The sequence below is a fragment of the Bacillus altitudinis 41KF2b genome (assembly GCF_000691145.1).
Taxonomy (GTDB): domain Bacteria; phylum Bacillota; class Bacilli; order Bacillales; family Bacillaceae; genus Bacillus; species Bacillus altitudinis.
Map to the genome: position 1 here is coordinate 112,149 of NZ_ASJC01000008.1, position 20,407 is coordinate 132,555.

Consider the following 20,407-nt stretch of genomic DNA (forward strand, 5'->3'; position numbering starts at 1 on the left):
AAAACTAATTGAATATCTCAAGATAATTTACTCTTCCTGAGGATAAAAATCAATGGTTTTCAAGAAAAAAAATAAATTGTTACATTCATATGGAATAAAGAGAGGAAACTTTGGGTTTTTCAAGAAAAAAAGACATAAGGGGGAGGTTCGTCTCTTTCGTCAATGAGTAATTTCGGCTAAAATAGAGTGACTAAGAGAAAGAGGGAACGTACATGAGTATTGAGGAACGAATGAGCCAGATCGAATATTATATGGAACTGTTACTGACGGCAACAGATATGAGCCGTTATCCATATTATGCGCTATTGATCCGGCAGCGTGTATCGAAAGAAGAGGCAAAGGACATTGAGCGTATTTGTGCTGAGCTCTCAGATGAAATGGACAAGCAAAAAGCACAAGGCTACGTCATGTTCGACGATCTCCTTGCGCTGTTTGCGGGACAGTTAATTGAAAAGCTGGATGTTCATGAGACGATTTTTGCTTTGCATGATCAAGGGCTGTTTCAGCCGTTAATGAATGAATTTATAAAGATCATTAAACAATTTGATTTGCTTTAGCCGCTTTTTCCTCCGCTGAGTCTTCAAGTTCTTCAGGCTTTTTCGTGACTTTCCCACGTTCATTCAAAAAGTCCTTCTCAATGTTTGAAAACGATTTCTCAAAAATCTCCATGAAATCCTCACCATAAATGTTTCGGATAATACACATCATTTCTAAAATTTCAGGGAACTTTCCGTAAATGTCATGAAGCGGCTGTGCGCCTTTAACAATACCAGTTCGGGCCGGGTCGTAATCTTCGAGTAGTTTATGGAATGTCTCTTCGCCTTTTGGCGTTAGTTCAATATACGTATTGCGTTTATCGTTTAACTTTTTAGAAAATTTTAAAAATCCTCTTTCCTCTAATTTTTTAGAGAAGTTAAACGCCGTTGATACATGCATGACGCCAAACTTTGCAATTTCTGATATTGAAGCTCCTTTTAATTGATACGCAATCCACAAAATATGATGTTCATTGATATTTAGGTTATACGGTTTGATCCACTGCTGCCAGTCCTTTTCAATGGATTTCCAAAGAGCTTTGCTCAATTGGGCCATTCTTTGACTGAATAAAAGTGCTTCTTTTACATCGAAAGGCTGTTCCGAATGATTCATCCATTTCACCTACTTCTCTTTTTCTTGTAATTCTATTATGCCAATAAAATAAAGATTAATAAAGCTGAAAATTCAAGAATTTTTAAAAGTCATGAAAAACATTGACAAAATAACCTTTTTTCAACAAAAAAAGTGCGGGATACGCACCCCGCACACTTTTGTAAACGAATATTTTTTTGTGAGTATATTAGTTTTGTAAGGTTTTCTCCAGTTGTTTGAGCTTTTCCTCAATTTCCTGAATTTCCTTTTGTAAGTCCTGCTGATGAGGTTTGATTTCCTCGCGCCATTGCTGTATCGATGTTTGTAATTCAGTTCCGACCTCTTTAATGACTTCAGCACTTTCTTTTGCGGTTTCAACAATCTGCTCTTTTAAAGCTTGTCCATCTCTTTTTAATCTTGTCAGCGTATCTTCGAATTTGTCATAGCCGTCTTTCATCTTTCCGCGTACATCTCTGCCAGAAGAGGGAGTCGTCAGGAGCACTGCCGCACCTCCGAGGAGACCGCCTACAAATAATCCTGTTAATAAAGAACGTCCACTAGCCATTCCAATCACCTCTAGTCAAATTTTACACATTCGCATGTTCTCTCTGAGCTGACGATCAGCTTCATTGAACTTCCATACATAGCTTGCTTTATTTTAGCATACTTTTGAAGAAAAGGGAGGGGAGAAGGTTGTCTGTCTTTCTGTTCGTTTTTACGTGTATGTGTGTGATTTTCGCAGGTGGTTCTATTCATTATGTAAGGCAGCTTGGGTATGCAGGGTCTTATCCGCCAAAACATGTATTAAGACAAAAAGCAATTGTGTGTGCTGCAGGTGCAGGGATTTCGCTCTCCATTTTGCTGCTTACCCTTTTTCTTTTATAGAAGCATGAAAAAAACCTCTTCATCTAATGAAGAGGTTCCAGCATGTAGACAAACCCTCGCATTCGTTGTCAGTCCTGCGTGCTGGTGCTCACGAATGTCAAATTCGCTCCGCGCCAGTACTCGTCCTTCCTAGACTTCAAGGGCTTTCAATCATGCTGAAAAGAAGACAAAGGGCTAAAATAAAGAATCATTTTAGCCCTTTGTCAACAATATGAAAAAAACCTCTTCATCCAATGAAGAGGTTCAGTTATTCGTTAAGCGACTTCAATCATTCTTGCGCGCTTTAATATGGACTGAGCAATCGGGAAGACAAATACCATAGCTATCGTATTGATCACAGTTGCTGGCAGGACAACACCTACAAGAAGTGCTGGTAACGCAGCCGGCAGTCCAGTAATCAGTAAAGCGGCAGATAGGAAAATCACGCCTGATACGACGGTCCCAACAGCGGTGAGTACAGCGGTCAGAACGACTTTGTTCTTGATCTTCAGGCAAGATAAGAAAAGGGCTAAGAAGATAAAGGCTGTCACCGGTTTATCAATCATATTTGGAATTTGTCCGCCTGGAAAACCTGTTGTCAAAGCGGAAATGACCCCAGTAACTAGGGCGATCACAACGACATGCTGTACTTTCGGAAAAAGGATGATGCTTAAAAACATCATAACCAGCATCATATCAGGTTTCATTCCAAAAAAGATGGGCGGGAAAATCGTATGCAAAACAGCTCCCATTGCTGCAAGCAATGACATAATCACTAATTCTTTTGTTTTCATTTCTATGCTCTCCTCTGCTAAGCTCTTAGAACTCTCCAATAATATGGCTGATCATTTATTGCAAGAGTCATGACTTTATATTTCTCGTTATTATAACAAATTTATTTCACGATAGAAAAGCCTTTTTACTCATTTTCTTGCTGGAACTTTTTCATAAAGTCCGCAAGCTTTTGGCAGTCTTCTATAGAGACGGCGTTGTAAATCGAGGCTCTGCATCCGCCAACAGAACGGTGGCCGGCGAGTCCAACCATTTGTTCTTGTTTTGCTTTCTCCACAAAGGATGCAGTGAGTGCATCATCACGCAGGGTAAACGTGACATTCATATGTGAACGGCTGTCAGCACGTGCATGCCCTTTGTAAAAACCGCCACTTTGATCAATCGTATCATACAGAAGCGCTGCTTTTTGTTCATTGCGTTTTTCTGCTGCTTCTACACCGCCCGCCTGTTTCACATGCTCCAGGACAAGGGACAGCATATAAATCGCAAAAGTTGGTGGTGTGTGATAAAGAGAATTGGCTTTGGCATGTGTTGAATATTTTAAAATTTTAGGTGTGCCGCTTTTTTCTTTCTCTAATAAACGTTTGCGCGCGATCACAATCGTGATACCAGAAGGCCCTAGATTTTTTTGTGCCCCGGCATAAATGAAATCAAATGAAGACACGTCTATTTTTTTGCTGAGAATATCACTGGACATGTCGGCAATAAGCGGGAGTGACGTGTTCGGGAACGTTTTCCACTGAGTACCGAAAATGGTATTGTTCGATGTGATGTGCAAGTAAGCACCGTCATTTAAAACGGACGCATCTACATCTGGAATATACGAATAGTTGTCGTCTTCACTTGAGGCAAACACTGATGTTTCACCAAACCCTTTTGCTTCTGACAAGGCTTTCTCTGACCAAGCACCTGTTTGGATGAAATGAGCCGTTTCGCCTTCATGTAAGAAGTTCATCGGAATCATTGCAAATTGAAGACTTGCCCCGCCTTGTAAAAAGAGGACCTCATAATCTTCTGGAATGTCCATCAATTCTACCAAGAGTGCTTTCGCTTTATTGTGGACTTCTTCATACTCACCGCTGCGATGAGAAAGTTCCATCACAGACATCCCGGTTTGTTTAAAATCAACAAGTTCTTCCTGTGCTTTTTGAAGCACTTCTAGCGGCAGCGCCGCCGGACCAGCATTAAAATTCGTCGTTCGCTTCATCACAATCTCTCCCTATTTCTCGCGTTAATGGATCAAAAGATAAAACCATCCTATCACAAATTTGAAGCATTTGGACAAAAAATTTGAATCGTCCTAAATATCTTACGATTCAGAGGATAAGCTCAGAAAAGAGGCGAAAAAAAGAAAAACCTCATCAATTAAGATGAGGTAAGGCGCGTATGGATGGCAGAAGAAATGTCTTTTAAATCCTCTGATGTATATTGATCTTGGTGAGATTTCCATACGGCACCAAAGCCGTCGCCTTTGCCATAACGCGGAATAATATGCATATGGTAATGGAACACAGATTGTCCGGCTTTTTCACCGTTGTTGTTCAGAAGGTTTAAACCAATTGGTTCAAATTCTTGTTTGATGGCTCTAGCGATTTTTGGAATCGCTTGGAAGTAATGATTAGACACTTCTGGTGTCATGTCATAAATGTTTTCTTTATGTATTTTCGGGATTACAAGGGTATGTCCTTTTGTTACTTGGCTGATATCAAGAAAAGCCAATACATGCTCGTCTTCATATACTTTTGCACATGGAATGTCTCCATCAATGATCTTGCAAAAAATGCAGTCGCTCACGCCATGTCACTCCTCATTATTTTTCCTTTATCGTATCACAAAAAGAAGAAAAAAAGAAAACAGGACAAGCGAACTCCTTTGGTCGCTCATCCTGCTCCTGCAGAAGAAATGCTGATGCTTTCATTTGATATGCCTTTTGAATTCTTTATTTACTGAAATAAAGAATTCATATGCCTGCTATTTCTGCCGTAAACACCTCATTTGACGTTTTGGTTCGTCGTATACATATTTGTATAGGACACAAAAATCAAGAATCAGTGAAGCAAAACAGAAGCTAAGGTTTTTAGATGAAAAACCAACTTGTCATGCGGTTATTGCCTTTAACAAACACCTCATTTACGTATTGGTCATCAAGTTCATTTCTTCTACATACATTATGATGACCAGTATGCCGATGTTTTATTCATGAGTTGTCTATAGGTAAACATTTCAAATTGTCTTTCGTTTTTGGTACTATAAAGGAAAAAAGAAAGAAAGGAACGAACTGATGTCCCTTCTAACTGTAAAAGATGTAACGGGTGGATATACAAAGAATCCCGTTCTGAAAAATATTTCATTTGAATTAGAAAGAAACCAAATCGTTGGTCTCATTGGCTTAAACGGGGCGGGAAAAAGTACAACCATTCGTCATATTATTGGATTAATGAAACCTCATAAAGGGGTCATTGAGCTGAACGGACGAACCCTTCAAGAAGATCAAGAGGCGTATCGTTCACAATTTACGTTTATTCCAGAGACACCTGTCTTATATGAAGAATTAACGTTAAAAGAGCATTTAGAGCTGACAGCGATGGCTTACGGCCTTTCAAAAGAACAATTAGAAGAACGTCTGCCGTCTTTGCTGAAGGAATTCCGAATGGAGAAGCGATTGAAATGGTTCCCTGCTCATTTTTCTAAAGGGATGAAGCAGAAGGTGATGATTATGTGTGCGTTTCTTGTGGAGCCAGAGTTGTATATTATCGATGAGCCGTTTTTAGGGCTTGATCCGCTTGCGATCAACGCATTATTAGAACGGATGAATGCGGCGAAACAAAACGGCGCAAGTGTTCTGATGTCAACGCATATTTTAGCCACAGCGGAACGTTATTGTGATTCCTTTATTATTTTGCATGAAGGGGAAATTAGAGCGAAAGGAACACTGACAGAACTAAGAGAGCAGTTCAACATGAGAGATGCGACACTCGATGATCTTTATTTGGAATTAACAAAGGAAGAAAGCTATGAGTAAAACAACGCAAACCATTTGGAAATCACGATTAGAAGAACACGTACAAGAAACAAGAAAATATTTAAAATATATGTTCAACGATCATCTTGTGATTGTGCTCATTTTTTTCCTTGCAGGCGGGGCGAGCTGGTACAGTAATTGGCTGAAGCATATTCCAGCTCACTTCCCATCCTATTGGGTCATGGCAGTTGTTTTCTCATTGGTCCTGACTAGTTCTTACGTGCGAACGTTGATCAAAGAGGCAGATCTTGTGTTTATGCTTCCTTTGGAAGCTAAGATGGACCCTTATTTAAAACAAGCGTTTAACTTTAGCTTCATTTCTCAGTTATTTCCTTTGATTGCCGTGTCCATTATTGCACTTCCGCTATATTCGGCTGTCTCCTCAGGCGATCTGATGCTATATGTGCTCATTTTGGCGCAAATGATCTTAATAAAAGGTCTGAATACAGCGATTCAGTGGAGAATCACTTATTTTCAAGGGAAACATGTCAGATGGATTGATGCAGTGATTCGTTTTCTGCTCAATACAATGTTAATGTATACCGTTTTACAAGCAGCTTATGCCATTGCCATCGTTTTTTATCTTTTATATGCTGTCTATCTCATTTACTTAACAAATGCAGTAAAAAAACAGCCTTTTCAATGGGAATTGCATATTTCTGATGAGTTAAAACGAAAACAGCGTTTTTACCGCTTGGCAAACTTATTTACGGATGTCCCTCATTTAAAGAAACAAGTGAAAAGAAGGGCGTATATGGACTGGGTCTTGCAATTTGTCCCTTATGAACAGCGTAAAGCTTTTTCTTATATGTATGTGAGGGCGTTTTTACGTTCAAATGACTATTTTGGTCTAGTGTTTAGGTTAACGGTCGTGTTTGTGCTCATCCTCTTGTATACAGGTGCAGCAGGCTGGGTGGGGGCATTACTTGTCTTGTTTACAGTCTTTATCACAGGTGTACAGCTTGTCCCGTTAACAAAGCACTTTGCTCATCTGTCGTTACAGGCACTTTATCCTGTGTCTCAGCAAGAAAAAGATCGAAGCTTTTTTGTTCTCGTACGAAATGTACTCATCATCCAGTCATTTGTACTGAGCTCCGCCGTTTTCCCAGCAGGTGGATGGAAGGGAAGCGGACTTGCTCTTCTCATTTCATTGGTATTTGTGCTTGTCCTCTTCAAGCCTTACGTACAAAGCAGATTAAAAAAGATGAGATAAGCGTTTTTTACAGCGAGCGTATGATGTCACCAAGGAGGGAACTGGGATGAATGCAGCTGAACGGGAACTGTATGAAGAGGCCATTTTTTTTCAAATGCGTTTTTTAAGAAAACCATCCAAGATCGAGCGGTTTTCAAAAGGCGTTCAGCAGCAAGTGAATCGCCGAATCCCTGCTCAATTTCATCAAGTCATCACAAGTGCGGTGAAAACAATGGTTGAATCCACAATATCAGGAAGCCATTTTACTTCATTTACAGTCATTGATGAACAATTGTCTCTTGTAGAGCGAAATGAGCTGGCAAAGGAAAAGGTGACATATTATCAAAAGGCCGCTGCGATTGAAGGAATTGGCACAGGTGCGGGTGGATTGTTTCTCGGAATGGCGGATTTCCCTCTCCTTTTGAGTATTAAAATGAAATGTCTTTATGAGCTTGCCTGTATATATGGATTTGATTTGTCTCAAAAAGAGGAAAGGCTCTTTTTGCTTTGTATTTTTCAACTCGCCTTTTCAAGCAGTACACACCGTCAAAAAATGATGAAACTCATTGAAGAATGGGAAACAACCCGGGAAGAAATGGATTGGTATAGCTTTCAGCAGGAATATCGAGATTATATTGACCTTGTGAAGCTGTTTCAATTAATGCCTGTGGTCGGTGCCGCTGTTGGTGGGGTGGCAAATCATCAGCTGACTGGACAGCTTGGTGAAGTCGCACGCCATGTGTTTCACTTGAGAGTGTTGAAAGAATCGAAATAGAAAAGCCGCTGTTGGGCAGCGGCTTTTTTTCATTCATCGTAGGAAAGGACGGCATGAGCGAGTACCTTTGCTGCGACAGGCATTGCGTTTTCGTTAATATCAAATTTCGGATGGTGGTGTGGATACACATCTTGGCTGTTTTCTGGCATAGCGCCTGTGTAGAAGAAAGTACCAGGAACATGCTGAAGGTAGTAAGCAAAGTCTTCTCCGCCCATTTGGGTTTCGGCTTCTTTTACTTCTGTGACTCCTTCTGTCTGTTTGGCTATTTCTGCTATATATTCAGTTGGTGCAGGGTGATTTTTGACTGCAGGATAGCCTCTTACATATTCATAAGTATAAGAGGCATCGTGCATGTGGCAGACACCTTTCACCACCTGTTCAATTTCACGTTCAATGATATGGCGTGCACTCTCTTCAAAGGAACGTGCAGTACCTGTCAGCACGGCCGAATCTGCAATGACGTTAAAGGCATTTTCAGCGACAAATCCCCCTACAGATACCACCGCAGAATCAATCGGGTTGACTTTTCGGGCCACGACCTGCTGAAGATTGGCTACAATTTGTGAACCGATGAGTACGGCATCTTTCGTCAGATGCGGCTGTGCGCCATGTCCGCCTTTCCCTTGCACTTGAATAGAGAAACGATCGGCGGCTGCCATAAAGTTCCCGCTTTTATAAAGAACAGTGCCGCATGGCTCTGAGGACCAAAGGTGGGTGCCGAAAATGACGTCAACACCGTCTAAACAGCCATCTTCAATCATTGGTTTCGCACCGCCGGGGGCATATTCTTCAGCGTGTTGATGAATGAGGACGATTTTTCCTTTTAATTGATCTCGGTGCTCATGTAAGATCTTCGCTAAGACGAGAAGTGTTGCTGTGTGGCCATCGTGACCGCATGCGTGCATGACGCCAGGTTTTGTTGAACGGTAAGGTACATCCTTTTCATCATGAATGGGAAGTGCATCAAAATCAGCTCTCAGTGCAATGGTCGGTCCAGGGGAAGCTCCTTCAATAAAAGCGAGTACACCATGTCCGCCTACATGTGTACGTGTTGGGATATGTAATCTGTCATAATATTGAGCGATGTAAGCAGCTGTTTCCTCTTCCTGAAAAGAAAGTTCTGGATTCATATGGAGATGGCGTCTAATTTCAACCATTTCCTCATAATGTTCATCAAGACGTTCATTGATCCTTTTGTGTAAAGTGGATACTGTCATTGATCCGAAAACCTCCTTTAGGCTCTTTTACTGATTGTATGGTAATTGTTAGAATCTTTCAACAGAAGAGGATGTCGAGAATGACAGAAAAGGTCATTTTACATAAAAGTCGAAGGTTAAGTATGAAGCTTGAAAAAGGGGGAGTGGCATTGGGAAGCTGTCCAAATTGTTCAAAAGCATTTTCTTTCGTCGAAAAATTTCATTTATCGCATACGAGAATGATGCTTTGTCCAAGCTGCCGGCATCAAATCAAAGAAACGTTCGTTTCAAAGATGAGCTTTTTGATGATTTGTTTGATTCCACTGTTGGTACTACTTATTCAGATGAAAGGTGCTTCACCTATGCTCAAATGGCCCATCTTATTAGGATGGATCTTGCTGAATTTTTATGTACTTCAGCCAATCATTCATCGGTACGAGCTTAGAGATAAGCGTTGAAAGCCCAGCAGAAGGGCTTTTTTTTATAAAAAAAGAAGTGCGAAAAGCAGCACTTCCTTAATGGTCTATGACGGCATGATAGGATGTCAGATAGGCAGGACGAGAGAAGATGGAGCCAGTATCCTCGTGCGGCTGAAAGAACGCTTCTGACTCTTGAAAGTCTTGAAATAAGTCTTCAGATTCCCAAAGTGTCAAAATCAAGTACACCTCTTCATCCTTTTTTGGTCTTAACACACGAAGCGCCTGAAAGCCGCGCTGGTGTTCTGACATGTTTGTTTTTTTCTGAAAGGTGGATTCAAAAAGTGCTCTGCTTTCGAGCTTTACAGGGATATGATTCAGCGTGACAAAGCCAGATTGGACGAGCTCACCTTTTGTATAAATCACATCATAGGCATGGGGTGCTTTAAAGACTGTCTCACCCTCCGTTTCATGAAAAAGAGCCGCTTGTTCCTTACCGACCGTATAAAGCAGATTTTCAAGATGATGTTTTTTTGCGATTTTTTGCAAAAAGTCTGCTGTTCCATATGTAATATAGAAATTCATCTAAACCGCCTCCTGCTTGATAGTATAACAAAAGAATGATATATAATTCTTTGGTAGTCAATCCATAAAACATATTATGAAGCAATACATCCCATACTATCCGTATAAAGGAATGAGGTGACCTAATTTGAAGAAAAAGAAGATAATCATTCCATTAGTCATTGCAGGAAGTACAATCGTGCTTTCATTTATTGGCTATCTGACCATTTTATTTTTAGGACATTATGTCATAGATGAGAAGAAGCTCGTTTTTCACGCTTCCTCGAAAATCATTGATCAGAATGGAAAAGAACTCACAAGCATGTATTCAGAAAATCGGGACCCTGTGTCATTAAAAGAGGTCCCAGATAAAGTGGCGAAAGCTTTTGTTGCTGTAGAGGACAAGCGCTTTTATGAGCACCACGGAATTGATGCACAATCGATTTCAAGGGCGGTTTATCGAGATATATTAGCAGGTGGAAAGGTAGAAGGCGGCAGTACCATCACCCAGCAGCTCGCCAAAAATATCTTTCTCACAAATGATAAAACGTTTCTTCGAAAAACAAAAGAAGTCATTATTGCGATCAATTTAGAAAGAGATTATTCAAAGGACAAGCTGCTTGAAATGTATTTAAATCAGCTTTACTTTGGTCATGGCGTCTATGGGATCCAAGCAGCGGCCAATTACTATTTTAGTAAAGATGTAAAAGATCTCACTGTCAGTGAAGGAGCTACACTTGCTGCCATGCCAAAGGCACCTTCAACGTATTCCCCTGTTCTACACCCAGATAAAAATAAACAAAGACGGGATACCATCCTGAATTTAATGAATGAACAAGGATATTTGTCTTCTACAGAAACAGTTGAAGCAAAAGGAAGAACACTTGGTATTCATTTAAAAAAGAAATCAGAAACCCCTTGGGTGGACAGTTATGTAGATCTCATGATTAAAGAAGCAGAATCACAGTATTCGATTTCGCATGAACAATTGCTTCAAGGCGGCTATACTATTACCGTACCAATCGATATGAATTTGCAAAAAGTTGCCTATGATGCGATGAAAAACAATCGTTATTTCCCGGGAAAAAGCGGGTCACCTGAAGGCAGCGCTGTGTTTATTGACAACGCATCTGGTGGTGTAAAAGCAGCAATAGGCGGACGAGAATATCAGGCAAGAGGCTATAACAGAGTCACAGCTGTTAGACAGCCTGGTTCTGTCTTTAAGCCGATCGCAGTATATGGTCCAGCGATGCAGGAGAAAAAATTCAGACCGTATTCACTGCTTGAGGACAAGGAAAAAAGCTATGACGGCTATTCTCCAAAGAACTACGATGGACAGTACGAAGGCAGGGTCACGATGGTAGAGGCTCTCATGAAAAGTAAAAATACATCTGCCGTATGGACGTTAAGCCAGCTTGGCATCGATACGTCTAAATCCTATCTTGAGAAAATGGGAATGGATATTTCGGATAAAGGACTTGCCATAGCGCTTGGCGGTTTAGAAAAAGGGGTTTCTCCGTTGCAGATAGCTGGAGCATTTCATACATTTGCAAATGAAGGCGTCTATAAAAAGCCGTTCTTCATTCAGAAAATCACGAATGATGATGGTGAAACCGTTGAAAAAAATCGAAACAAAGAAGAACGAGTGTTTAGCGTACAAAATGCTTGGAATATGACAAGAATGCTTCAACAGGTCGTCAAAGGCGGAACCGCTCAGAGCGGATCATACGCTGGAGATTTGGCTGGTAAAACAGGCACAACTACGTATTCCGGTGTCAAAGGGGCAACGAAAGATGCTTGGTTTGCTGGCTACACGCCTAGTACAACAGGGGCAATCTGGATGGGGTATGACAAAACGGATAACAGTCATTATTTAACTGGCGGCAGTCAGTATCCAGTGCAGTTAATGAAAGATATTTTAACGACAGCCCAAATAACCAATGAAACATTCCAAAAACCAGAGGGAATTAAAGAACTTCAATCGCCAATCCATTTAGAAGGACTGTCAGGCTTTGAAGCACGTTATGCATTTAAAATCAAAGGGCTCTTTACATTGGAGCTGTCATGGGATGAACAGGAAGACAAACGCGTTGAATATCGTATTTATGAAAAGAGAAATGGAAGCGAGACCCTGATCGATTCTGTAACAGGAACAAACAGCTACACAATGCCGTATGCAAATGTGTTTTCAGATGCGCAGTATAAGGTTGTTCCATACAATACTCAAACACAAGAAGAAGGCGAAGGTAGTGCTTATATCAAGCCAGAGGCTTTTGGACGTTAATATTCGGCGATTTTTTGAACATTGAGCCGCTTTAGTATACCGAGCCCTGAAAAAGCGGTATAGTAAAAGCAGTGTTTGAGCCTTATACAAAGAGAGTGTGAGGCGAAAGGTGGAATGAAAGGTAATGGGAAAAACGAAGGCTTTTAATGACACGTTCTTAAAGGCGTGCAAAGGGGAAAAAACAGACCATGTACCGGTTTGGTATATGAGACAGGCAGGACGCTCGCAGCCTGAATATCGTGCCCTTAAAGAAAAATACGGGCTATTTGAAATTACGCATCAGCCAGAGCTATGTGCTTACGTAACAAGACTTCCTGTAGAACAATATGGTGTAGATGCCGCTATTTTATATAAAGATATTATGACTCCGCTTCCAGCTATTGGAGTGGACGTTGAAATTAAAAATGGAATTGGACCAGTGATTGACTCGCCTATTCGGACAAAGGCAGATATCCAGCGTCTTGGAGAGCTTCATCCTGAAGAAGACCTGCCGTATGTGCTTGATACGATCAAGCTGTTAACAGAGGAGCAGTTGAATGTTCCGCTGATTGGTTTCGCAGGTGCACCTTTTACGATGGCAAGCTATATGATCGAAGGCGGTCCATCTAAAAATTATCATAAAACAAAGGCGCTCATGTACAGTGAGCCAGAGACATGGATGCTTTTGATGAATAAATTAGCCGATATGACGATCACATACATACGCGCTCAGGTAAAAGCAGGCGTCCGAGCATTTCAAATCTTCGACTCTTGGGTTGGCGCTTTAAATGCAGCAGATTACCGGACCTTCATTAAGCCTGTCATGCAGCGTATTTTCACAGAGCTGAAGTCTGAAAACGTACCAATGATTATGTATGGTGTCGGTGCGAGCCATCTGGCGAAAGATTGGCATGACTTGCCGCTTGATGTCGTTGGACTGGATTGGCGTATGAGTATAGACGAAGCGCGAAAAGAAGGCTTAACAAAAACGTTACAAGGAAACCTTGATCCAACGATATTACTTTCTCCTTGGGAAGTGATTGAAGAAAGAGCAACAGCGATTTTAGATCAAGGGATGAAATCAGATCAATTCATCTTTAACTTAGGTCACGGGGTATTTCCTGATGTCTCACCAGACACGTTAAAGAAGCTGACAGATTTTATTCACGATTATTCAGCTAAACATAAAAAGACATCCATCTAAATGATTTCAAATGATCTGAAGGAGTGTTGGTTGTGGAGAAAAAGAAAATGGGGCTACTTGTCATGGCATATGGCACCCCATATAAAGAAGAAGACATTGAACGTTACTATACACATATTCGTAGAGGCAGAAAGCCAGAGCCGGAGATGCTGCAAGATTTAAAGGACCGCTACAAGGCAATTGGCGGCATTTCTCCTTTATCAAAAATTACAGAACAGCAGGCAAATGGCTTGTGTGAACATTTGAATGAGATCCAAGACGAGATTGAATTTCATGTATACATTGGGTTAAAACACATCGAGCCTTTCATTGAAGATGCGGTCGCTGATATGCACCGAGATGGCATCACAGAAGCGGTGAGTATTGTCCTAGCACCGCACTTCTCCACATTTAGTGTGAAATCGTATAACAAACGTGCACAAGATGAAGCAGAAAAGCTTGGCCAGTTAAATATCACTTCTGTTGAAAGCTGGTATGATGAGCCGAAGTTTGTGGACTATTGGGTGAAACAAGTGAAAGAGACGTATGCATCCATGAGTCAGGAAGAAAGAGATTCAGCAGTACTGATTGTGTCTGCGCACAGTCTTCCTGAAAAAATTATTGCAGCAGGGGACCCATACCCTGATCAGCTTGCACAATCTGCAAAAATGATTGCTGAAGGTGCAGGAATTGAGCATTATGAAATTGGCTGGCAAAGTGAAGGCAATACGCCTGATCCGTGGCTTGGACCAGACGTACAGGATCTCACGCGTGACCTATTTGAGCAAAAAGGCTATAAAACATTTGTATACGTGCCTGTTGGTTTTGTCGCTGATCACCTTGAAGTGTTATACGACAATGATTATGAATGTAAAGTCGTCACGGATGAAATTGGTGCAGCTTACTATCGTCCAGAAATGCCAAATGCGAAACCAGCATTTATTGATGCACTGGCAGCAGTCGTATTAAAGAAGCTTAATGAAAGCAAGTAATCATATAAAAGAAGGCGATCCTATGCATGACAATCAAAAACACCTTGTCATCATTGGCGGTGGCATCACAGGTTTGGCCGCCGCCTTCTATTTGGAAAAGGAAATTGAAGAAAAAGGCCTTCCTATCCAAATATCTCTTATTGAAGCGAGTCCTAGGCTAGGTGGAAAAATTCAAACATTATATAAAGACGGTTATATCATTGAACGTGGACCCGATTCATTTTTAGAAAGAAAGGTCAGTGGACCCCAGCTGGCAAAAGATGTTGGCCTATCTGATCAGCTCGTCAATAATGAAACAGGGCAAGCGTATGTATTAGTCAATGAAACCCTTCATCCGATGCCAAAGGGCGCTGTCATGGGCATTCCAACTCAAATCAGTCCTTTCATTACAACTGGGCTTTTTTCAGTTGCCGGAAAAGCACGTGCAGCGATGGATTTCGTTTTGCCAAAAAGCAAACAGACAGAAGATCAGTCTCTGGGGGAATTTTTTAGAAGACGTGTGGGTGATGAAGTGGTGGAGAATTTAATTGAACCGCTACTATCAGGCATTTATGCTGGTGACATTGATCGCCTGAGCTTAATGTCTACCTTCCCGCAGTTCTATCAAACAGAACAGAAGCATCGCAGTTTGATTCTTGGGATGAAAAAATCACAGCAGCATGCAAAAGCGCAACAAGTGACAGCGAAAAAGCAAGGACAGTTCCAGACAATCAATCAAGGGCTGCAAGCACTTGTTGAAGCGGTCGAAAGTAAACTCAAGCTGACGAAGATTTACAAAGGGACAAAAGTGACCCAGATCGAAAAAGCCGAGGGAGGTTATGGCGTTCAATTAGACAGCGGTCAAACGCTTTTTGCAGATTCTGCCATTGTGACAACTCCTCACCAATCGATCTATTCCATGTTTCCAAAAGAAGCAGGGCTTGAGTACTTGCATGACATGACATCGACTTCTGTTGCAACAGTTGCACTCGGATTTAAAGAAGAGGATGTTCACAATGAATATGATGGTACTGGTTTTGTCATCTCAAGAAATAGTGATTTCTCCATTACAGCATGTACGTGGACAAATAAGAAATGGCCTCACACTGCACCTAAAGGAAAAACATTGCTTCGTGCATATGTTGGGAAAGCTGGCGATGAATCAATTGTCGAACAGTCTGATCATCAAATCGTGAGCATCGTGCTGGAGGATTTGAAGAAAATCATGGATATTAAAGCAGATCCAGAGCTGACGACAGTGACTCGCTGGAAAACAAGCATGCCGCAATATCATGTGGGTCATCAAAAACAGATTTCGACGATGAGAGAAACGTTTAAGCAATCATATCCTGGTATTTATATCACGGGTGCTGCATTTGAAGGTGTTGGAATTCCTGATTGTATTGATCAAGGAAAAGCTGCCATCTCAGAAGCTGTATCTTATCTATTTTCATAAAAAACAAACTCCCTTTTCTGTCATGGAAAGGGAGTTTTTCATGTTCGTATGTTTAGAAAAGAGTGGTGAATAATAAAATTGAACAAAGTTGTTGCATCTGAGGAAAAAGATGTGGTATATTACTTTCTGTACTTAATGACCGAAACGTTCAAATAGTCATTTTGGGAGTGAGATCATGAGTGTTGATAGGAGACAAATGATTTTAGATGGAGCAACAAAGGCATTTACCCAGTTCGGGTATAAAGCCACGACAATGGACCTTGTAGCAAAGCTTGCCAACGTTGGAAAAGGAACGATTTATACTTTTTTCAAAAACAAAGAAGAGCTGTTCGATGAAATTTTCACATCACTGTTAATGGAGATGAGGAAAATTGCAGATGAAGCAATAGATGAGAAGAATAGTTTCTCAGAAAACCTTCATTTAGCACTCTTTGCAATATTAGAATTTCGAAAAAACCACCAGCTTACAATTAAAATCTTTCAGGAAAATGCGGAGCTTGGCACATCAGCAGTGAAAGAAATGATTGAAAAAATGGAACAGATGATCATTCGCTATATTAAAACAAAAGTAAAAGAAGCGATTGAAAAAGGCGACATTAAGCCCTGTGATCCTGAATTGACGGCATTTGTGATGGTGAAACTATATATTGCACTTATTTTTGACTGGGAAAAGCGATATGAGCCTTTAACAAAAGAAGAGGTCGCTGAATCGCTCGAGCTTTATGTACTAAAAGGACTGTCTGCAACAACATAATTTTTTTTAAGTTCAAATGACCGAATTCTTAATTTAGTCATTCACCAATGGGAGGAAAACAGCAATGAATGTAATTCGGAATCAATGGAAAGACATTGTGACGAGCAAAAAACTACTGATCCCGATTTTAGCTGTCTTATTTATTCCACTGATTTATAGTGGTGTATTTTTAAAAGCTTACTGGGATCCATATGGTACAGTTGATCAATTACCTGTAGCGGTTGTCAACTTGGATGAAGGCAGTCATTATGACGGCAAAACCCTTCAAGTGGGCGATGATTTAGTGAAGGAATTGAAGAAAAACGATAGTTTTAAATGGCATTTTGTTGATAGTGAAGAAAAGGCCATCAATGGGTTAAATAACGAAGACTATTATCTCGTCGTCGAGATTCCGAAAGATTTCTCGAAAAATGCGAGTACAGTACTAGACAAACATCCGAAAAAATCGAATCTGAAATATTATACGAATCCAGGCGCAAACTATGCTGCGTCTCAAATTGCGAATAACGCCATTATCAAATTAAAAGATTCGGTTTCAAAGGAAGTCACAGAAAATTATGCAGAGGTCATCTTTGATAACTTCAAAACGATTGCAAAAGGATTAGATCAAGCAAGCGATGGAGCGAAGAAAATTGATGACGGAACAAAAAGCGCAAAAGACGGTAGCCAAAAGTTAAAAGACAATTTGGCGAAATTGGCAGAAGGAACGTTAACGTATAGCGAAGGTGTTCATCAGTTTGCAGGAAAAATGGGTGAACTGAACACTGGAATTCAATCTCTTGATAGCGGTCTTGGTCAGCTCTTAACAGGCTATCAAACGATTGATCAGAAATTTGGTGAACTTGGCACAGGAATTGATACATTGACCGAAGGGTTAAACACAAGCCGTGAAGGACATGAGCAGCTTTCTTCTAAAATGCCGCAATTCACAGCAGGCATTGAGCAGCTGAACAATAAAGCACAGTCATTTTCAGAAAAAATCGCTGCTGTGGAGAAAGTATTGTCTTCACCTGAATTAGCGAATCTTGAAAAGATGGCGCCTAAGATTGATCAGGTGAAAAAAGATGCAAAAACGTTTAGTACCAAACTTGCTTCTTTAAAAGAAGCATTATCTAATCGAGATGCAAAAGTAAAAAGTATTATTCAAAACAGCTCGATGACAGATGAAGAGAAAAAGGCGGCAATGGATCAACTAGACAGTCTTCCTACAATCGAACTGCCTGATTTGTCTGGGCTTGAGCAAAGTTTAGCGGCGCTGCAGGAACTGCCTGACGCAAGTGAAGTTCAGTCTGCGGTTGCATCTGCAAAAGCACAGCTACAGCAAGTCAAGCAGCTGCCAGAGAAAACAGAACAGCTGTATACATCAACAGTCGCCATACAAAATGCGATTGATCAAATGACATCCGGTACGAATAAATTGTATCAAGGTGCACTGAAGCTTCAAACGGGTCAAGGGAAATTACAAGATGGCCTGCAAACAGCAAATGGAAAGCTTGATACAGCGAAAAGTGGTGCGGATAAACTGGCAAACGGATCAAGCCAGCTTAGTGCAGCATTGAATAAACTAGAAAGTGGATCAGCGAGTATCCAAAGCAACTCATCTAAACTGGCTGAAGGGTCAAAATCCCTTGATAAAGGATTAGGTGACTTAAAAAGTGGGACTGGAAAGCTTTCTGATAAGCTAAAAAGCGCTGCAGATGAAACAGGAGACATTGATGCGGGGCAGGACAACTACAATATGATTGCAAGTCCAGTCAAAACAGAGAATGATACAGCGAAAAAAATTGATAACTATGGAACAGGGCTCACACCATATATTTTATCAATGGGACTCTTTGTTGGAGCTCTAATGTTGACTGTTGTATTCCCAATGAAAGATCCTGCAGGACGCCCTAGAAATGCGTTTGAATGGTTTGTCAGCAAATATAGTGTGCTTCTCTTAGTCGGTATCTTGCAGGCAGTGATTGCAAGCTCCATGCTCATCTTTGGACTTGGACTTGAAGTGGAAAGCCTCTGGCGCTTCTATCTCTTTGCAATCATCGTCAGTCTGACATTCCTAGCGATCATTCAGCTTCTTGCGACGACGATGGGGAACCCAGGACGCTTTATTGCCGTCATTATCTTGGTTCTTCAGCTTGCAGCAAGTGCGGGTACATTCCCGCTTGAGCTTGTACCAAAATTCTTCCAAGTTATTCACAGTCTGCTTCCAATGACGTATACCATCAACGGATTTAGAACGATCATTGCAAGCGGTGATAACAGTTATTTATGGCACCAAGCAGCGATTCTTGGAACAGTAGCCATCATCATGATGGCTGCAACAACAGCATACTTTGCTTGGAACATAAGAAAAATGAAACAAGAAGAAGCATAATCAAAAAAACCTTTCTCTTTCCTGAGAAAGGTTTTTCATTTCAGATTGTTGACAAAGGGCTAAAATGAACTTGATTTTAGCCCTTTGTCTTCTTTTCAGCGTGATAGAAAACCTTTGAAGTCTAGGAAGGACGAGCACTGGCACAGAGCGAATTGACATTCGTGAGCACCAGCACGCAGGACTGACACCGAATGCGAGGGTTTGTCTACAAGCTGAAACCTTTCTCTTTCATGAGAAAGGTTTTTTCTATTAGAAATTAGACATCAGGAACCCGAAGCGATATATTTTAAGAAGGATGCTGAAAAAAGGCATGCTTGGAAAGAATTTCTTTTAGATGAAGGAGGATATGCCGAATGACAACGGAAGTAAATGAAACGGTTCAGCTTATTCAAAAGCTTGTGTCGATCCCAAGTCCATCAGGAAATACTGAGAAAGTGATTGGCTTTGTCGAACGTTTTTTACAAGATTTACATATTGAAACGAAGCGAAATCGAAAAGGCGGATTAATTGCCACCCTAAAAGGAACAGATGACAAGGAACACCGCATGCTGACAGCACATGTCGATACGCTTGGTGCGATGGTCAAAGAAATTAAATCAAATGGCCGGCTGCGTCTTGCACTCATTGGAGGCTTTCAATATAACTCGATAGAAGGCGAGTATTGTGAAATTGAAACAGTAACAGGCCGTACATACACAGGTACCATTCTGATGCATCAAACGTCCGTTCACGTATATGAGGATGCTGGAAAAGCGAAGCGAAATCAAGAAAATATGGAGATTCGCTTAGATGAGAAAGTGAAAAATGCAGACGATGTGCAGGCACTTGGCATTCAAGTAGGAGACTTTATCTCATTTGATCCTAGAGTGGAAGTGACGTCTTCAGGTTTTATTAAATCAAGACACCTTGATGATAAGGCAAGTGTGGCGTTGTTGCTGAGATTGATTCACCGCATTCAAACAGAGAACATCACATTGCCGCATACGACACATTTCTTAATTTCAAATAATGAAGAAATCGGATACGGTGGGAACTCGAATATCCCGGAAGAAACGGTGGAATATTTGGCTGTTGATATGGGAGCCATCGGTGACGGTCAATCAACCGATGAATACAGTGTGTCGATATGTGTGAAGGATTCTAGCGGTCCTTATCACTATGGTCTGCGCAAACATTTAGCAGCATTAGCTGAGGCAAATAAGATCGATTACCGCCTTGATATATACCCTTATTATGGCTCAGATGCGTCGGCAGCGATTCGAGCAGGGCATGATATCATTCATGGACTGATTGGACCTGGCATTGACTCTTCGCATGCCTTTGAAAGAACCCATGAAGACTCATTGATTCATACAGCCAATCTTCTGTACCACTATGTTCAAAGCAAATTAATCACAGCATAAAAAAAGAACCCCGCAATCGGGGTTCTCAGGCTGTCGAGAAAATCTCGACAGCTT

20 protein-coding genes are annotated in these 20,407 nt (G+C 41.0%); 13 read left to right on the forward strand and 7 right to left on the reverse strand.

Going from position 1 to position 20,407, the window contains the following annotated elements; translation table 11 throughout:
• Nucleotides 1-212: 212 nt before the first annotated feature.
• Entirely contained in the window at nucleotides 213-557 is a 345-nt protein-coding gene (locus tag BA79_RS14225) for a YhaI family protein (protein ID WP_035703463.1), read from the forward strand.
• Here the strand turns inward: BA79_RS14225 and BA79_RS14230 are convergent.
• Both BA79_RS14230 and BA79_RS14235 read right to left on the reverse strand, forming a co-directional pair.
• Complete coding sequence (locus BA79_RS14230; protein WP_008348891.1) at nucleotides 535-1,149, reverse strand: HTH-type transcriptional regulator Hpr; 615 nt, start codon at nucleotides 1,147-1,149, stop codon at nucleotides 535-537. The two genes, BA79_RS14225 and BA79_RS14230, sit on opposite strands and share 23 nt — an antisense overlap.
• Before the next feature lie 187 nt (nucleotides 1,150-1,336).
• Complete coding sequence (locus BA79_RS14235) at nucleotides 1,337-1,693, reverse strand: YtxH domain-containing protein (protein ID WP_007497160.1); 357 nt, start codon at nucleotides 1,691-1,693, stop codon at nucleotides 1,337-1,339.
• A 128-nt stretch (nucleotides 1,694-1,821) separates the two neighbouring features.
• Between BA79_RS14235 and yhzF the strand changes: the two genes are divergently transcribed.
• Nucleotides 1,822-2,013 carry a membrane protein YhzF gene (gene yhzF, locus BA79_RS14240; RefSeq protein ID WP_008348888.1) on the forward strand — a complete coding sequence of 64 codons (192 nt, stop codon included), beginning with the start codon at nucleotides 1,822-1,824 and terminating at the stop codon, nucleotides 2,011-2,013.
• A 254-nt stretch (nucleotides 2,014-2,267) separates the two neighbouring features.
• Here yhzF and BA79_RS14245 read toward each other — a convergent pair whose 3' ends face one another.
• The 3 genes from BA79_RS14245 to BA79_RS14255 all read right to left on the reverse strand — a co-directional run bounded on the left by BA79_RS14245 (nucleotide 2,268) and on the right by BA79_RS14255 (nucleotide 4,578).
• Nucleotides 2,268-2,786, reverse strand: coding sequence for a tryptophan transporter (locus BA79_RS14245; RefSeq protein WP_017360314.1), 519 nt, complete (start codon nucleotides 2,784-2,786; stop codon nucleotides 2,268-2,270).
• A gap of 125 nt (nucleotides 2,787-2,911) precedes the next feature.
• The gene (serC, locus tag BA79_RS14250) at nucleotides 2,912-3,991 is read right to left on the reverse strand and encodes a 3-phosphoserine/phosphohydroxythreonine transaminase (protein WP_007497164.1); all 1,080 of its coding nucleotides are present in this window, start codon (nucleotides 3,989-3,991) and stop codon (nucleotides 2,912-2,914) included.
• Nucleotides 3,992-4,149: 158 nt separating this feature from the next.
• Nucleotides 4,150-4,578: an HIT family protein gene (locus tag BA79_RS14255; RefSeq protein WP_008348883.1), complete on the reverse strand. Its 429-nt coding sequence runs from the start codon at nucleotides 4,576-4,578 to the stop codon at nucleotides 4,150-4,152.
• 487 nt (nucleotides 4,579-5,065) lie between these two features.
• Here BA79_RS14255 and BA79_RS14260 point away from each other — a divergent pair, with 487 nt between their 5' ends.
• Genes BA79_RS14260 through BA79_RS14270 form a run of 3 tightly spaced genes read left to right on the forward strand, consistent with a single transcriptional unit; the run spans nucleotide 5,066 to nucleotide 7,773 of the window.
• Nucleotides 5,066-5,806 (forward strand): ABC transporter ATP-binding protein, encoded by a 741-nt coding sequence (locus tag BA79_RS14260; protein ID WP_008348877.1) that lies wholly within the window; start codon nucleotides 5,066-5,068, stop codon nucleotides 5,804-5,806.
• Nucleotides 5,799-7,019, forward strand: a complete 1,221-nt coding sequence (locus BA79_RS14265; protein WP_035703465.1) for an ABC transporter permease — start codon at nucleotides 5,799-5,801, stop codon at nucleotides 7,017-7,019. The genes BA79_RS14260 and BA79_RS14265 overlap by 8 nt, the downstream gene beginning before the upstream one ends.
• Before the next feature lie 46 nt (nucleotides 7,020-7,065).
• Complete coding sequence (locus BA79_RS14270) at nucleotides 7,066-7,773, forward strand: EcsC family protein (RefSeq protein WP_035703467.1); 708 nt, start codon at nucleotides 7,066-7,068, stop codon at nucleotides 7,771-7,773.
• A 29-nt stretch (nucleotides 7,774-7,802) separates the two neighbouring features.
• On the opposite strand, the gene BA79_RS14275 is transcribed toward BA79_RS14270, so the two are convergent.
• Complete coding sequence (locus BA79_RS14275) at nucleotides 7,803-8,990, reverse strand: M20 family metallopeptidase (RefSeq protein ID WP_008348870.1); 1,188 nt, start codon at nucleotides 8,988-8,990, stop codon at nucleotides 7,803-7,805.
• Between the two features lie 80 nt (nucleotides 8,991-9,070).
• On the opposite strand from BA79_RS14275, the gene BA79_RS14280 reads away from it, so the two are divergent.
• The gene (locus BA79_RS14280) at nucleotides 9,071-9,427 is read left to right on the forward strand and encodes a hypothetical protein (protein WP_017360309.1); all 357 of its coding nucleotides are present in this window, start codon (nucleotides 9,071-9,073) and stop codon (nucleotides 9,425-9,427) included.
• Between the two features lie 57 nt (nucleotides 9,428-9,484).
• Here BA79_RS14280 and BA79_RS14285 read toward each other — a convergent pair whose 3' ends face one another.
• On the reverse strand, nucleotides 9,485-9,970 hold the full coding sequence (locus BA79_RS14285; RefSeq protein WP_007497177.1) for an antibiotic biosynthesis monooxygenase family protein: 486 nt from the start codon (nucleotides 9,968-9,970) through the stop codon (nucleotides 9,485-9,487).
• Between the two features lie 127 nt (nucleotides 9,971-10,097).
• On the opposite strand from BA79_RS14285, the gene BA79_RS14290 reads away from it, so the two are divergent.
• The 7 genes from BA79_RS14290 to BA79_RS14325 all read left to right on the forward strand — a co-directional run bounded on the left by BA79_RS14290 (nucleotide 10,098) and on the right by BA79_RS14325 (nucleotide 20,353).
• The gene (locus BA79_RS14290) at nucleotides 10,098-12,233 is read left to right on the forward strand and encodes a transglycosylase domain-containing protein (protein ID WP_017360307.1); all 2,136 of its coding nucleotides are present in this window, start codon (nucleotides 10,098-10,100) and stop codon (nucleotides 12,231-12,233) included.
• Nucleotides 12,234-12,357: 124 nt separating this feature from the next.
• Complete coding sequence (hemE, locus tag BA79_RS14295; RefSeq protein WP_008348864.1) at nucleotides 12,358-13,416, forward strand: uroporphyrinogen decarboxylase; 1,059 nt, start codon at nucleotides 12,358-12,360, stop codon at nucleotides 13,414-13,416.
• A 32-nt stretch (nucleotides 13,417-13,448) separates the two neighbouring features.
• Entirely contained in the window at nucleotides 13,449-14,387 is a 939-nt protein-coding gene (gene hemH, locus BA79_RS14300; protein ID WP_035703469.1) for a ferrochelatase, read from the forward strand.
• A 22-nt stretch (nucleotides 14,388-14,409) separates the two neighbouring features.
• A complete protein-coding gene (gene hemY, locus BA79_RS14305; protein ID WP_008348859.1) occupies nucleotides 14,410-15,822 on the forward strand; it encodes a protoporphyrinogen oxidase in 1,413 nt (470 codons plus the stop codon).
• Nucleotides 15,823-15,997: 175 nt separating this feature from the next.
• Nucleotides 15,998-16,576, forward strand: a complete 579-nt coding sequence (locus tag BA79_RS14310; protein WP_007497184.1) for a TetR/AcrR family transcriptional regulator — start codon at nucleotides 15,998-16,000, stop codon at nucleotides 16,574-16,576.
• Nucleotides 16,577-16,640: 64 nt separating this feature from the next.
• Nucleotides 16,641-18,950: a YhgE/Pip domain-containing protein gene (locus BA79_RS14315; protein ID WP_035703471.1), complete on the forward strand. Its 2,310-nt coding sequence runs from the start codon at nucleotides 16,641-16,643 to the stop codon at nucleotides 18,948-18,950.
• 353 nt (nucleotides 18,951-19,303) lie between these two features.
• Entirely contained in the window at nucleotides 19,304-20,353 is a 1,050-nt protein-coding gene (locus tag BA79_RS14325) for a M42 family metallopeptidase (RefSeq protein WP_035703473.1), read from the forward strand.
• The last annotated feature ends 54 nt before the right edge of the window (nucleotides 20,354-20,407 follow it).